Annotated in this window: 14 protein-coding genes; 5 read left to right on the plus strand and 9 right to left on the minus strand. The window is 61.5% G+C overall.

The window, feature by feature from the left end; genetic code table 11:
• Nucleotides 1-22 precede the first annotated feature (22 nt).
• Both PSH87_RS04250 and PSH87_RS04255 read left to right on the plus strand, forming a co-directional pair.
• Nucleotides 23-703, plus strand: coding sequence for a Fe2+-dependent dioxygenase (locus PSH87_RS04250; protein WP_305432698.1), 681 nt, complete (start codon nt 23-25; stop codon nt 701-703).
• Between the two features lies 1 nt (nt 704).
• Nucleotides 705-1,457 (plus strand): tetratricopeptide repeat protein, encoded by a 753-nt coding sequence (locus tag PSH87_RS04255; protein WP_305432700.1) that lies wholly within the window; start codon nt 705-707, stop codon nt 1,455-1,457.
• A gap of 115 nt (nt 1,458-1,572) precedes the next feature.
• On the opposite strand, the gene PSH87_RS04260 is transcribed toward PSH87_RS04255, so the two are convergent.
• From PSH87_RS04260 to PSH87_RS04280, 5 genes are all read right to left on the minus strand, one after another.
• The gene (locus PSH87_RS04260) at nt 1,573-2,736 is read right to left on the minus strand and encodes a type III PLP-dependent enzyme (protein WP_010213203.1); all 1,164 of its coding nucleotides are present in this window, start codon (nt 2,734-2,736) and stop codon (nt 1,573-1,575) included.
• Between the two features lie 445 nt (nt 2,737-3,181).
• The gene (locus tag PSH87_RS04265) at nt 3,182-4,339 is read right to left on the minus strand and encodes a betaine/proline/choline family ABC transporter ATP-binding protein (protein WP_017737739.1); all 1,158 of its coding nucleotides are present in this window, start codon (nt 4,337-4,339) and stop codon (nt 3,182-3,184) included.
• A complete protein-coding gene (locus PSH87_RS04270; RefSeq protein ID WP_017737738.1) occupies nt 4,336-4,989 on the minus strand; it encodes an ABC transporter permease in 654 nt (217 codons plus the stop codon). The genes PSH87_RS04265 and PSH87_RS04270 overlap by 4 nt, the downstream gene beginning before the upstream one ends.
• Nucleotides 4,990-5,000: 11 nt before the next feature.
• The gene (locus PSH87_RS04275; RefSeq protein ID WP_305432701.1) at nt 5,001-5,897 is read right to left on the minus strand and encodes a glycine betaine ABC transporter substrate-binding protein; all 897 of its coding nucleotides are present in this window, start codon (nt 5,895-5,897) and stop codon (nt 5,001-5,003) included.
• Nucleotides 5,898-5,917: 20 nt separating this feature from the next.
• Nucleotides 5,918-6,634, minus strand: coding sequence for an ABC transporter permease (locus tag PSH87_RS04280; protein WP_017737736.1), 717 nt, complete (start codon nt 6,632-6,634; stop codon nt 5,918-5,920).
• A 331-nt stretch (nt 6,635-6,965) separates the two neighbouring features.
• Between PSH87_RS04280 and PSH87_RS04285 the strand changes: the two genes are divergently transcribed.
• From PSH87_RS04285 to PSH87_RS04295, 3 genes are all read left to right on the plus strand, one after another.
• Nucleotides 6,966-8,549, plus strand: a complete 1,584-nt coding sequence (locus PSH87_RS04285; protein ID WP_017737735.1) for a peptide chain release factor 3 — start codon at nt 6,966-6,968, stop codon at nt 8,547-8,549.
• Nucleotides 8,550-8,792: 243 nt separating this feature from the next.
• Entirely contained in the window at nt 8,793-9,038 is a 246-nt protein-coding gene (locus PSH87_RS04290) for a hypothetical protein (RefSeq protein ID WP_017739467.1), read from the plus strand.
• Nucleotides 9,039-9,135: 97 nt separating this feature from the next.
• Nucleotides 9,136-9,384, plus strand: a complete 249-nt coding sequence (locus PSH87_RS04295; protein WP_305432704.1) for a hypothetical protein — start codon at nt 9,136-9,138, stop codon at nt 9,382-9,384.
• A 112-nt stretch (nt 9,385-9,496) separates the two neighbouring features.
• On the opposite strand, the gene PSH87_RS04300 is transcribed toward PSH87_RS04295, so the two are convergent.
• The 4 genes from PSH87_RS04300 to PSH87_RS04315 are packed head-to-tail and all read right to left on the minus strand — an operon-like array spanning nt 9,497 to nt 13,379.
• Nucleotides 9,497-10,468 (minus strand): peptide ABC transporter ATP-binding protein, encoded by a 972-nt coding sequence (locus PSH87_RS04300; protein WP_017138288.1) that lies wholly within the window; start codon nt 10,466-10,468, stop codon nt 9,497-9,499.
• On the minus strand, nt 10,468-11,436 hold the full coding sequence (locus tag PSH87_RS04305; protein WP_017739469.1) for an ABC transporter ATP-binding protein: 969 nt from the start codon (nt 11,434-11,436) through the stop codon (nt 10,468-10,470). Before PSH87_RS04305 ends, PSH87_RS04300 begins: the two co-directional genes overlap by 1 nt.
• 10 nt (nt 11,437-11,446) lie before the next feature.
• Nucleotides 11,447-12,358, minus strand: coding sequence for an ABC transporter permease subunit (locus PSH87_RS04310; protein ID WP_026137147.1), 912 nt, complete (start codon nt 12,356-12,358; stop codon nt 11,447-11,449).
• Nucleotides 12,359-12,368: 10 nt separating this feature from the next.
• Nucleotides 12,369-13,379, minus strand: a complete 1,011-nt coding sequence (locus PSH87_RS04315; protein WP_017739471.1) for an ABC transporter permease subunit — start codon at nt 13,377-13,379, stop codon at nt 12,369-12,371.
• Between the last annotated feature and the right edge of the window lie 13 nt (nt 13,380-13,392).

The following is a 13,392-nucleotide window of genomic DNA, read 5'->3' on the forward strand; positions in this document are numbered from 1 at the left end:
TCTCTGCATTCAGGTATTGCCCATGTTGCTGCACATTCCCGGCCTGTTCTCTCGTGAGGAAGTGCAGCGCATCCGCCAAGCCCTGGAAAGCACCGATTGGGCCGACGGCAAAATCACCGCCGGGCACCAGTCCGCCAAAGCCAAGCACAACCTGCAGCTGCCCGAAGGCCACCCGTTGGCCAAGGAAATCGGTGCGGCGATGTTGGAGCGGCTGTGGAAAAATCCGCTGTTTATGTCAGCGGCGTTACCGCACAAGGTGTTCCCGCCGCTGTTCAACTGCTACACCAGCGGCGGCAGTTTCGACTTCCATATCGACAACGCCGTGCGCCAGGCGCGGGGCAGCATTGAGCGGGTGCGCACGGACTTGTCGTCCACCTTGTTCTTCAGCGATCCGGAGGAATACGACGGCGGCGAGCTGGAGATCCAGGACACCTTCGGCCTGCAACGGGTCAAGTTGCCGGCCGGCGACATGGTGCTGTACCCCGGCTCCAGCCTGCACAAAGTCAACGCCGTGACCCGTGGCGCGCGCTACGCCTCGTTCTTCTGGACCCAAAGCCTGGTGCGCGAAGACAGCCAGCGCACCCTGCTGTTCGAAATGGACGGCGCGATCCAGCAACTGACCGCCGATATGCCCGACCATCCGGCGCTGATCCAGCTCACCGGCACCTACCACAACCTGTTGCGCCGCTGGGTCGAGGTCTGACATGGGCTTCTTGCTGCGCCGTGAAGAAGTGCTCAACGTCGAGCAACTGCAAGCCATGCTCGACGACTCCCCGGTGCGCGCCGCCCAGGCGATCCTGATGGCGGCGAAGGAGGGCGTGGTGGATGCGCAGGCGCTGCTCGGGCAAATCCTGTTGGAAGGCCGTGGCATTGCGCGGGATGAAGCGCTGGGGTTGCGCTGGTTCCAGATCGCGGCCCAGGGCGGGCACCTGATGGCGCGCAATATGGCCGGGCGGTGTCTGGAGCATGGTTGGGGGTGTGCGGCTGATGAGGTTGCGGCGGCGAAGGCATACCGTTTGGCGGCTGAAGCGGGTTTGGATTGGGCGCAGTACAACTATGCCAATCTGCTGGCTACCGGGCGGGGTGTTGCCGAAGACCAGCAACAAGCGTTGAGCCTCTATCGCCAGGCAGCGGAACAGGGCCATGCCAAGTCGATGAATCTGCTGGGGCGTTATCTGGAAGACGGGCGGTTCTGTGGGCAGGACCTGGACGCGGCCGTGGATTGGTATCGTCGCTCTGCTGAAGGCGGGGATTTTCGCGGGCAGTTCAGCTACGCGGCGGTGCTGGCAGATCGAGGTCAAGTCGATGTGGCGCTGGAGTGGTTGCGCGAGGCGTTGGCGGGGGGGAATTTGAAGTTCTTGAGAACGGCGCAAAAGGCGTTGGCAGCGGCGAATGATCCGCAGATTCGGGCGATGGCCGAGGCTTACGAGGCGCGTGCGACACAGCTAACTCTGTAATGTGGCGAGGGAGCTTGCTCCCGCTGGAGTGCGAAGCACTCCCAACATCGTCGGGGCCGCTGCGCAGCCCAGCGGGAGCAAGCTCCCTCGCCACAGAGAGCCGGTTTCTACAGGGTCAGACGTAGAAGGATTTCAGTGGCGGAAAGCCATTGAACTCAACCGCGCTGTAGCTGGTGGTGTACGCACCCGTCGACAACCAGTACAAACGATCACCAATCGCCAGGTTCAGCGGCAGGCCGTACTTGTAGTTTTCGTACATGATATCGGCGCTGTCGCAGGTAGGACCGGCGATGACCACTTCTTCCATCTCGCCTTTCTTCTCGGTCCAGATCGGGAACTTGATGGCTTCGTCCATGGTTTCGATCAGGCCGGAGAATTTGCCCACATCCGTGTACACCCAACGCTCGACGGCGGTGCGGGATTTACGCGCGACCAATACCACTTCGCTGACCAGGATACCGGCGTTGGCGATCAACGAACGGCCCGGCTCCAGGATGATTTCCGGCAGGTCGTCGCCGAAGTCTTCCTTGAGGAAGCGGATGATTTCTTCAGCGTAGGTTTCCAGGCTGTTGGTGCGGGTGATGTAGTTGGCCGGGAAGCCGCCGCCCATGTTGATCAGCTTGAGGTGGATGCCGTCTTCTTCTTTCAGGCGCTCGAAGATCACTTTGACCTTGGCGATCGCCGCGTCCCACACGCTGATGTCGCGCTGTTGCGAGCCGACGTGGAAGGAGATGCCGTACGGCACCAGGCCCAGGTCGCGGGCGAGGATCAGCAGGTCCATGGCCATGTCGGTCTGGCAGCCGAATTTGCGCGACAAAGGCCAGTCAGCCGTGGTCGAGCCTTCGGTGAGGATGCGTACATACACTTTCGAACCCGGTGCGGCCTTGGCGATGTTGCGCAGGTCGGCTTCGGAGTCGGTGGAGAACAGGCGCACGCCCTTCTCGTAGAAGTAGCGGATGTCCTTGGATTTCTTGATGGTGTTGCCGTAGCTGATACGGTCGGCGCTGACGCCGCGGTCCATGACCTTGTCCAGCTCGTAGATCGAGGCGATGTCGAAGCTCGAACCTTTCTCTTTGAGCAGGTCGATGATCTCGACGGCCGGGTTGGCCTTGACGGCGTAGTACACCTTGGCGAATTCGAAACCGGCGCGCAGGTCGTCGTAGGCCTGGCTGATCATCGCGGTGTCGATCACCACGAACGGGGTTTCTTGCTTGTCGGCGAACGCCTTCATTTTGTCAAAAGTGGCGCGCGCGAAATAGTCTTCGACGTTGATCGACATGCTGGGAACTCCTAAGGGCAAACTGATTTAAACAATGGGTGCAAATGAACGTCCTCCGTATCCCCACTTTGGTTCGCCTACTTCCCAAGGCATGTCGCCGAAAGCAAAAAGGCCACGGGAATAAACGCTGCCCTTGGCCTTGCTGTCTCGTCGTCAGTACTTGAGCCGGATGGATCGTTTCCAGCATGGACGTTCGGCGCGAACTTTAGGGCGTGAGGGGCTTGAGATCAACTAAAAATGTCGCGTTTTTGCACGCGTTCGTCGCGAGGACCCGTGCAGCTACTTATGTAACCGACCGGTGTGACGGAATGATGTTCCCCGGAGGGGGCAAATCAGGGGGATTTGTGGTGTATTCATCGCAGGCAAGCCAGCTCCCACAGGGATCGGTGTCATTCATGACAACGCGGTCCCATGTGGGAGCTGGCTTGCCTGCGATAGCGGTCTATCAGGCCAACGCGGTTTCGGCAGGCGAAACGATACTGGTCTTGCCACCCCGGGACTTACCGGAACTCAGGTACTCGGCAATCGACTCCTGGGTCACTTCCCCCAGGAACACCCGCTCCGCATCCATCACCGGCAACCACGAGCGGTTGAACTCGTACATGCGCGACAACAGGATGCGCAAATGCTCGTCATACGCCGCCGTGGCGTTGAACTCGCGCAGGTACTGGCCACAGGTGCCGCTCTGACGGTGCAGGTCGCGACGTCGTACATAACCCAGCGCCTTGTTCTCGGCACAGGTCACCACCACATAGCGGCGGTCAAGTTCGTCCATCAGTTCCAGCGCATCGGCCACCGGGGTTTCCGGGCTGACCGACGGCGCGTTGTCCGCCGCATCTTCGGCCTTCACCAGCAACAGGCGCTTGAGCGTGCTGTCCTGGCCGACGAAATTGCTGACGAACTCGTCGGCTGGATGGGCCAGCAGCGTGTCCGGGTGGTCGATCTGCAACAGTTTTCCTGCACGGAAGATGGCGATCTTGTCCCCCAGCTTGATCGCTTCGTCGATGTCGTGGCTGACCATGATCACGGTCTTGTTCAGCGCGCGCTGCATCTCGAAGAATTCGTTCTGGATCATCTCGCGGTTGATCGGGTCGACCGCGCCGAACGGCTCATCCATCAACAGCAGCGGCGCATCGGCCGCCAGTGCGCGGATCACGCCGATCCGCTGCTGCTGGCCGCCGGACAATTCACGCGGATAGCGATGCAGGTACTGCTTGGGCTCCAGCTTGATCATGCTCATCAACTCGCGGGCGCGGTCGTGGCATTTCTGCTTGTCCCAGCCCAGCAGCTTGGGCACGACCACGATGTTTTCCTCGATGGTCATGTTGGGGAACAGGCCGATCTGCTGGATCACATACCCGATGTTGCGGCGCAGGGTCACGGCGTCGAGGTCGGTGGTGTCTTCGCCGTTGATCAAAATCTTGCCCGAGGTCGGCTTGATCAGGCGGTTGATCATTTTCAGCGTGGTGCTTTTCCCACAGCCAGAAGGGCCGAGGAATACACAAATTTCGCCTTCATTGACGGTCAGGCTTACATCGTTCACGGCGGTGACAGTCTTGCCGTTGCTTTGGAAGGTCTTGGACAGGTTTTGAAGTTCGATCATTTGAGCAATCCTTTTGGAGTCAGCGAGCGTTGCAGCCATTGCAGGAGCAGGTCGGCGAAGATGGCCAGGAGACTGACCAGTACGGCGCCGACGATCAGCATCGACATGTCGCTGCGGCTGATGGCAGCCAGAATCAGTACACCCAGGCCACCGGCGCCGATGGTGGCGGCAATGGTCATTACACCGATGTTCATCACCACGGCGGTGCGCACACCGGCGAGGATCACCGGTACGGCGATGGGCAGCTCGACCATGCGCAGGCGCTGGCCGAAGGTCATGCCGATGCCGCGTGCAGCCTCGCGAATGCCCGGTTCCACGCCGGTCAGGGCCAGGTAGGTGTTTCGCATGATCGGCAACAGGGAGTAGAGGAACACGGCGGTGATCGCCGGCATCGGCCCCAGGCCCTGGCCGAATTTGGAGTAGAACGGCAGCAGCAGGCCGAACAGGGCGATGGATGGCACGGTCAGCAGTACCGTGGCGCTGGCTTGCAGTGGGCCGGCCAGGCTCGGGAAGCGCGTCATCAGGATGCCCAGGGGCACGCCGATGAAGATCGCGAGGATCACGGCGATACCCACCAGGGTGATGTGCTGCCAGGTCAGGTGCAGGACTTGGGCCCAATCAAGATGGGAAAAGGCGTTCAGGAATTCCATGTCTTCTCCTCTTATTGATTGATCGGATGCTGGCGCAGGAAATCTGCGGCAACGGCGGAAGGGCTCTCGTGATCGACATCGACCCGCGCATTCAGCTGGCGCATGGTTTCGTCGTCGAACAGCGCGGCCAGTGGCTTGAGCTCGTCGGCCAGTTGCGGGTGGGCGTCGAGATAAACCTGACGCACCACGGGCGCGGCGGTGTAGTCCGGGAAGTAGTGCTTGTCGTCTGCCAGCAGCTTCAATTTGAAGGCGTTGAGGCGACCGTCGGTGGTGTAGACCAAACCGGCAAACACCTGGCCGTTACGCAGGGCCGTGTAGACCAGTCCGGCGTCCATCTGCCGGGTGTTTTTGCGTGTGAGGTTCATGTCGTACAGCTTGACCATGCCGGCCAGGCCGTCGGAGCGGTTGGCGAACTCGGTGTCCAGGGCCACCAGGCGATTGGGGTTGGTGCCCAGAGCTACCGCTTTGGTCAGGTCGCTGATGCTGTTGATCTCGGGATGCTCAGCGGCCACCTTCTCCGGCAGCGCCAGGGCGTAGGTGTTGCTGAACCGCGACGGGGCGAGCCAGACCAGGCCTTTTTTCGCGTCGAGTTCTTTTACTCGGGCGTAGGACTGTTCGCTGTCGAGCTTCTCGTCCACGTGGTTGTAGGCCACCAGCGACACGCCGGTGTATTCCCAGATCAGGTCCAGTTGCCCGCTTTCCTGGGCACTGCGCGCCAGGTTGCTGCCCAGGCCGCCGGTCACGCGGGTGTCATAGCCCTTGGTGCGCAGGTACTGGGAGGTGATTTCGGCAAGCAGGGTCTGTTCGGTGAACACCCGGGCGCCGATGCGGATGACCGGTTTTTCAGCGGCTTGCGCAATACCTGCGAACAGCAGGACGCAGCCTAATATCAAGCTAAGTTTTTTCATGTCGATTCCTTTACCAAGCCTTAAGACGCGCGTAACCCGCGTTCCAGCCAGAGGCGGCTGGCCAGGGTCACCAGACCGTCAAGCAGCAAAGCCAGCAACGCGGTACACGCGGCGCCGAGCAGCAATTGCGGCTGGTTGTTCAGGGCGATGCCGGGAAAGATCAGGCTGCCCAGGCTGTTGGCGCCAATCAGGAACGCCAGGGGCGCGGTGCCGACGTTGATCGCCAGGGCCACGCGCACGCCACCGATGATGATCGGCACGGCGTTGGGCAATTCCACGCGCAGCAGGATCTGGCGCGGCGTCATGCCGATGCCGGTGGCGGCTTCTTTCAGGGAGCCCTGGACGTTTTTCAGGCCTTCGTAGGTGTTGCGCACGATGGGCAGGAGGGAGGCGAGGAACAGTGCGAAGATCGCCGGGCCGCTGCCGATGCCGAGGACGCCGAGGGCGATGGCCAGTACGGCCAGGGGAGGGACGGTGTTGCCGATGTTGAAGATCTGCATGAAGCGTTCTGCGCGCCCGACCATGTGCGGTCGGCTGAGCAGGATACCGGCGGGGATGCCCACGACAAGGGCGGCCAGCATGGAGACTAGAACGAGGATCAGGTGTGCTTGCAGGTAAAACAACAAATCGTCGCGGTACAGTTCGATCGTGTTGATGCCGATCCAGTGGACCAGCAGGGCCAGGAGAGCGACGACAACCGCTCCTCCTATCAGCCCTTTGCCATAGCGAATAGCCACAGGCGGACTCCTTTTTTCTTTTGTCGGCGAACACATTTCCGAGCGGCAATGCCATTCCTGGCTGTCGGCGAATGAGTTCGCGAAAAGCAGCTTGGTCATGTCGATAAGACGGCATGAGATCAAGCCATGAGCGCAGCCTCGTCAGGCTAACTTGCTGATTTATCAGCCCCTGTTCCGAGTGCGGTAGCAGGGGAGTGGACGTCTCGACCTTTTAAAAGGTTCCACACTTGGCAGCATTTAGCCACCCCCCATCGGGTGAACGGTGGTCCGGCGCCCGGGGTTTGCGCTATACTCACCGCCCTTTTTTGACTCACCTGCCAGGCGATTTCCCATGACCCACCAGGCCGCCGAAGTCGCGAAACGCCGCACTTTCGCCATTATTTCCCACCCCGATGCCGGTAAAACCACCATCACCGAGAAACTCTTGCTGATGGGCAAGGCAATCGCTGTGGCCGGCACGGTGAAATCCCGCAAATCCGACCGCCATGCCACCTCCGACTGGATGGAAATGGAAAAACAACGGGGTATCTCCATTACCACGTCGGTCATGCAGTTCCCGTATCGCGACCACATGGTCAACCTGCTCGACACCCCGGGCCACGAAGACTTCTCCGAAGACACCTACCGCACCCTGACTGCGGTGGACTCGGCGCTGATGGTCCTCGACGGCGGTAAAGGCGTCGAGCCACGCACCATCGCGCTGATGGACGTGTGCCGTCTGCGTGACACGCCCATCGTCAGCTTCATCAACAAACTCGACCGCGACATCCGCGACCCGATCGAGCTGTTGGATGAGATCGAAGCCGTCCTGAAGATCAAGGCCGCGCCGATCACCTGGCCGATTGGTTGCTACCGTGACTTCAAGGGCGTGTACCACCTGGCCGACGACTACATCATTGTCTACACCGCCGGCCACGGTCACGAGCGCACCGAAACCAAGATCATCGAGAAGCTCGACTCGGACGAAGCCCGCGCCCACCTGGGTGACGAGTACGACCGCTTTGTCGACCAGCTGGAACTGGTGCAGGGTGCCTGCCATGCGTTCAACCAGCAGGAATTCCTCGACGGCCAGCTGACCCCGGTGTTCTTCGGTACGGCGTTGGGCAACTTCGGTGTCGACCACGTACTCGACGCCGTTGTGGATTGGGCGCCGAAGCCGCTGGCCCGTGTCGCCAACGAGCGCACCGTGGAGCCTGTGGAAGAGAAATTCACCGGTTTCGTGTTCAAGATCCAGGCGAACATGGACCCGAAACACCGCGACCGCATCGCCTTCATGCGCATCTGCTCCGGCAAATACGAAAAAGGCATGAAGATGCGCCACGTGCGCACCGGCAAGGACGTGCGCATCGGCGACGCCCTGACGTTCTTCTCCTCCGAGCGTGAACAGCTGGAAGAAGCCTACGCCGGCGACATCATCGGCCTGCACAACCACGGCACCATCCAGATCGGTGACACCTTCACCGAAGGCGAAGCGCTAGGCTTCACCGGTATCCCGCACTTCGCCCCGGAACTGTTCCGCCGCGTACGCCTGCGCGACCCGCTGAAATCCAAGCAACTGCGCCAGGGCCTGCAGCAACTCGCGGAAGAGGGCGCCACCCAGGTGTTCTTCCCGGAGCGCAGCAACGACATCATCCTCGGCGCCGTCGGTGTGCTGCAGTTCGATGTGGTGGCCAGCCGCTTGAAAGAGGAATACAAGGTCGAATGCTCCTACGAGCCCATCACCGTGTACTCCGCGCGCTGGATCGATTGCAGCGATAAGAAGAAGTTGGAAGAGTTCTGCAACAAGGCTGTGGAAAACCTCGCGGTCGACGGCGGTGGTCACTTGACCTACCTGGCGCCGACGCGGGTGAACCTGGCGCTGATGGAAGAGCGCTGGCCGGATGTGAAATTCCGTGCGACCCGCGAGCACCACTAAGGGCTGAGCGGTAAAAGAAGGGTGAGGCTGTGATGGCTTCACCCTTTTTTTATGCCCAACACAAATCAAAACTGTGGGAGCTGGCTTGCCTGCGATGGCGGTGTATCAGTCGCCAATGTGCAAGCTGATCCACCGCTATCGCAGGCAAGCCAGCTCCCACAGTTTGATCTTCACAAGACTTGGGATTGGCGAGAACCGTATATCGGGTCTAGTTTTTACCCACTGACCGTAAAGGAGACCGCTGTGTTTAGTATTCAACGCGTTATCCACCTGGTTCTACTCGCTGGCCTGGCGCTACCCACCGCACCCGCCCTGGCCGACGCCGGCACGCCCCAATGGAAAGACACCGGCCCCGTCACCAAGCGCAAGCAGCAGGAGGTCAACTCCGGCAGCTGGCAACCCCAGGCCCAGCCCGCGCCCAAGGAAGATGCGGAAAACCCCTACAACGAAGGGGAAGACAGCGAAACCTATGACGACGGCGACACCTGACGGGCGAGTGGCGCAAACCCCGGATCGGAACTAGCTTGATTGGGAGTCTCGGTCGAACGCCGGGGCACGTAGTTCACTGACTGGACGGAAACCAACCATGACTATCTTTCAACGTGTTGTGCTGTTGCTGAAAGTGTTGGTGCTGTTAACGCTGGGTACCACCACCGCATGGGCCAATAGCGCCGTGCAAAGCCAGGCGCCTGGGTTTGTGGCGGCGAAGCACTTGCAGCTGGCCAAGAGCGAATCCGAAGCCGGTGACAAAGGCCAAGGCGGCTCCGAGGATGACGACGACCAACAAGCGCCGCCGCCAGAGGATGACGACAGCGAAGGCGACAGCGATACCTGAGTCGAGACGAAAAAAAGCCCCACCTGCCGGACTGATGCGCAATCCGACGGGTGGGGCGGTAGAACTCCTGTAATGCCCTGGGCTTGATCACCCAGGGCATTTTTTTGCGCGATTACGCCACGAATTGCTCCGCGTAGTGGCAAGCCACCTGACGGTTATCCAAGGCGCGCAGTTGCGGCTCTTCGCTGCTGCACCGCGCGGTCGCATACGGGCAGCGCTTGTGGAAGGCGCAGCCAGGCGGCGGGTTCAGCGGGTTGGGCAGTTCGCCGACGATCTTGATCTTCGGCTTGTTCGGGTCCGGGTGGATGGTCGGGGTGGCCGACAGCAGCGCCTGGGTGTACGGGTGCAGCGGGCGCGCGTAGATGTCTTCCTTGGGACCGACTTCCACCGGGCGGCCGAGGTACATCACCATCACGTCATCGGCAACGTGTTGCACCACCGCGAGGTTGTGGGAAATGAACACGTAGGCCGTGTTGAATTCCTGCTGCAAATCCATGAACAGGTTGAGCACCTGGGCCTGGATCGACACGTCCAGCGCCGAGGTCGGTTCATCCGCCACCAGCACTTTCGGTTGCAGCATCATGGCGCGGGCCAGGGCGATACGCTGGCGCTGGCCACCGGAGAACATGTGCGGGTAGCGCTGATAATGCTCGGGGCGCAGGCCCACTTGCTTCATCATCGCCTGCACTTTCTCGCGGCGTTCGGCGGCGGACAGGTTGGTGTTGATCAACAGCGGCTCGCCGAGTTGATCACCGACTTTCTGCCGCGGGTTCAACGACGCGTACGGGCTCTGGAACACCATCTGCACGTCTTTGCGCAATTGCTTGCGCTGGGCCTTGTCGGCGCCGGCGACTTCCTGGCCGGCGATTTTCAGCGAACCCGAAGACGGCTCTTCAATCAGCGTCAGTGCGCGGGCCAGGGTGGACTTGCCGCAGCCCGACTCGCCTACAACCGCGAGGGTCTTGCCAGCTTCCAGCTCGAAGGACACACCATTAAGCGCGCGTACCAGCGCATGGCCCTTGAACAGGCCACGGGACACTTCGTAGTGACGGGTCAGGTCGCGGGCGGTAAGAACGACGGCCATTACGCCACCTCCTGGTTCAAGGGGTAGAAGCAGCGCGCGAGGCTGTTGGTTTTCGGATCAAGGCCCGGGCGTTGGGCACGGCAGGATTCCTGCACGTACGGGCAGCGCGGCGACAGCAGGCAACCCTGCGGGCGGTCGTAACGGCCCGGAACGATGCCTGGCAAGGTCGCCAGGCGCGTGGCGCCCAGGCTGTGCTCGGGAATCGCCTTGAGCAGCGCTTCGCTGTACGGATGCGCGGGGATGTCGAACAACTGCGGCACCTGGCCGACTTCCACGGCTTGGCCGGCGTACATCACGCACACGCGCTGGGCGGTTTCAGCCACGACCGCGAGGTCGTGGGTGATCAGCACCAGGCCCATGTTCTGCTCTTTTTGCAGGGCCAGCAGCAGTTCCATGATCTGCGCCTGGATGGTTACGTCCAGTGCCGTGGTCGGCTCATCGGCGATCAGCAGTTTCGGCTCGCCGGCAATCGCCATGGCGATGGCGACACGCTGGCTCATACCGCCGGACAGTTGGTGCGGGTAGGCATCCATACGGCTGGCAGCGCCGGGGATTTCGACCTTTTCCAACAGTTCGATGGCGCGCTTGCGTGCTTGCTTGCCGGACATTTTCAGGTGCAGGCGCAGCACTTCTTCAATCTGGAAACCCACGGTGTAGCTGGGGTTCAGCGCGGTCATCGGGTCCTGGAACACCATCGCCAGGTCTTTGCCGACGATCTGGCGGCGCTGGCGGTTGCTCAGCTTGAGCATGTCCTTGCCGTCGAAGTTCAGGGCGTCGGCGGTGACGATGCCGGGGTGCTCGATCAGGCCCATCAGCGCCATCATGGTCACGGATTTACCCGAGCCCGACTCGCCAACGATCGCCAGTACTTCGCCTTTGTCGACGGAGATGTCGAGGCCATCGACCACCGGCACGGCGGTCTTGTCGCCGAAGCGGACGTTGAGATTCTTGATTTCTAACAGTGACATGGGAATCTCCTCAGGCGGCGTTCTTGAGTTTCGGGTCCAGCGCATCGCGCAGGCCGTCACCCATCAAGTTGATTGCCAGCACGCTGAGCAAAATGGTCAAACCAGGCAAGCTCACCACCCACCAGGCGCGTTCGATGTAGTCACGGGCCGAAGCCAGCATGGTGCCCCACTCAGGCGTCGGCGGTTGTACGCCCAGGCCAAGGAAGCCCAGGGCGGCCGCGTCGAGGATCGCCGACGAGAAGCTCAAGGTGGCCTGCACGATCAGCGGTGCCATGCAGTTGGGCAGCACGGTGATGAACATCAGGCGTGGCAGGCCGGCGCCGGCGAGGCGGGCAGCGGTCACGTAGTCACGGTTCAGTTCGCCCATCACGGCGGCGCGGGTCAGGCGCACATAGGACGGCAGCGAGACGATGGCGATGGCGATCACGGTGTTGATCAGGCCAGGGCCGAGGATCGCGACGATGGCTACGGCCAGCAGCAGCGACGGCAGGGCCAGCATGATGTCCATCAGGCGCATGATGGTCGGGCCAAGCAGGCGCGGGAAGAACCCAGCGAACAGGCCCAACAGGATGCCCGGGATCAGCGACATCACCACCGATGACAAACCGATCAGCAGCGACAGGCGCGAGCCCTGGATCAGGCGCGAGAGCAAGTCACGGCCCAGTTCGTCGGTGCCCAGCAGGAACTGGATCTGCCCACCTTCCAGCCAGGCTGGCGGGGTCAGCAGGAAGTCGCGGTATTGCTCGCTCGGGTTATGCGGCGCCACCCAAGGGGCGAACAGCGCGCAGAACACGATCAGCAGCATGAAGGCCAGGCCGGCCACCGCGCCTTTGTTCTTGGAGAAGGCTTGCCAGAATTCTTTGTACGGGGACGGATACAGCAGGCTTTGATCGACTGCTGACACGGGAGTAGGTGTGGTCATGGTCATGATCTCAGCGCTGGTGACGGATGCGTGGGTTGGCGAAGCCGTAGAGGATATCCACCACGAAGTTCACCAGGATCACCAGGCAGGCGATCAACAGGATGCCGTTTTGCACCACCGGGTAGTCCCGTGCGCCAATGGCTTCGATCAGCCACTTGCCGATGCCGGGCCACGAGAAGATGGTTTCGGTCAGGACCGCACCGGCCAGCAGCGTGCCGACTTGCAGGCCGACCACGGTGAGTACCGGGATCAACGCGTTGCGCAGGCCGTGGACGAATACCACGCGCGCCGGCGACAGGCCCTTGGCCTTGGCGGTACGGATGTAGTCTTCGCGCAGCACTTCGAGCATCGACGAGCGGGTCATCCGCGCGATCACCGCCAGCGGGATGGTGCCGAGCACGATGGCCGGCAGGATCAGGTGGTGCAGGGCGTCGAAGAAGGCGTCTGGCTCGTCAGCCAGCAGGGTGTCGATCAGCATGAAGCCGGTGCGCGGCTCGATGTCGTAGAGCAGGTCGATGCGCCCGGACACCGGGGTCCAGCCCAGGCTCACGGAGAAGAACATGATCAGGATCAGGCCCCACCAGAAGATCGGCATCGAATAACCCGCGAGGGAGATGCCCATCACCCCGTGGTCGAACAGCGATCCTCGCTTCAAGGCCGCGATCACCCCGGCCAGGAGGCCCAGGATACCGGCGAACAACAGGGCGGCCATGGACAGTTCCAGGGTCGCGGGGAAGAGGGCGGTGAACTCGGTCCACACGCTGGTGCGGGTACGCAGGGATTCGCCAAGGTCGCCCTGGGCGAGCTTGCCGACGTAGTCCAGGTATTGCGCATACAACGGCTTGTTGAGGCCAAGGCGTTCCATTGCCTGTGCGTGCATCTCGGGGTCGACGCGCCTTTCACCCATCATCACTTCGACGGGGTCGCCAGGGATCATGCGAATCAACGCAAACGTGAGCAACGTGATGCCGAAGAACGTGGGGATCAATAACCCCAGTCGGCGGGCAATAAAACTAAACATCGTGTGGTGTACC

The organism is Pseudomonas sp. FP453, from assembly GCF_030687495.1.
Classification (GTDB): domain Bacteria; phylum Pseudomonadota; class Gammaproteobacteria; order Pseudomonadales; family Pseudomonadaceae; genus Aquipseudomonas.

Excerpts from the sequence above, each read along its gene's own strand:
- PSH87_RS04250 (WP_305432698.1), top strand. The coding sequence starts at position 23 with ATGTTGCTGCACATTCCCGGCCTGTTCTCTCGTGAGGAAGTGCAGCGC.
- PSH87_RS04255 (WP_305432700.1), top strand. The coding sequence starts at position 705 with ATGGGCTTCTTGCTGCGCCGTGAAGAAGTGCTCAACGTCGAGCAACTG.
- PSH87_RS04260 (WP_010213203.1), bottom strand. The coding sequence starts at position 2,736 with ATGTCGATCAACGTCGAAGACTATTTCGCGCGCGCCACTTTTGACAAA.
- PSH87_RS04265 (WP_017737739.1), bottom strand. The coding sequence starts at position 4,339 with ATGATCGAACTTCAAAACCTGTCCAAGACCTTCCAAAGCAACGGCAAG.
- PSH87_RS04270 (WP_017737738.1), bottom strand. The coding sequence starts at position 4,989 with ATGGAATTCCTGAACGCCTTTTCCCATCTTGATTGGGCCCAAGTCCTG.
- PSH87_RS04275 (WP_305432701.1), bottom strand. The coding sequence starts at position 5,897 with ATGAAAAAACTTAGCTTGATATTAGGCTGCGTCCTGCTGTTCGCAGGT.
- PSH87_RS04285 (WP_017737735.1), top strand. The coding sequence starts at position 6,966 with ATGACCCACCAGGCCGCCGAAGTCGCGAAACGCCGCACTTTCGCCATT.
- PSH87_RS04295 (WP_305432704.1), top strand. The coding sequence starts at position 9,136 with ATGACTATCTTTCAACGTGTTGTGCTGTTGCTGAAAGTGTTGGTGCTG.
- PSH87_RS04300 (WP_017138288.1), bottom strand. The coding sequence starts at position 10,468 with ATGGCCGTCGTTCTTACCGCCCGCGACCTGACCCGTCACTACGAAGTG.
- PSH87_RS04305 (WP_017739469.1), bottom strand. The coding sequence starts at position 11,436 with ATGTCACTGTTAGAAATCAAGAATCTCAACGTCCGCTTCGGCGACAAG.
- PSH87_RS04310 (WP_026137147.1), bottom strand. The coding sequence starts at position 12,358 with ATGACCACACCTACTCCCGTGTCAGCAGTCGATCAAAGCCTGCTGTAT.
- PSH87_RS04315 (WP_017739471.1), bottom strand. The coding sequence starts at position 13,379 with ATGTTTAGTTTTATTGCCCGCCGACTGGGGTTATTGATCCCCACGTTC.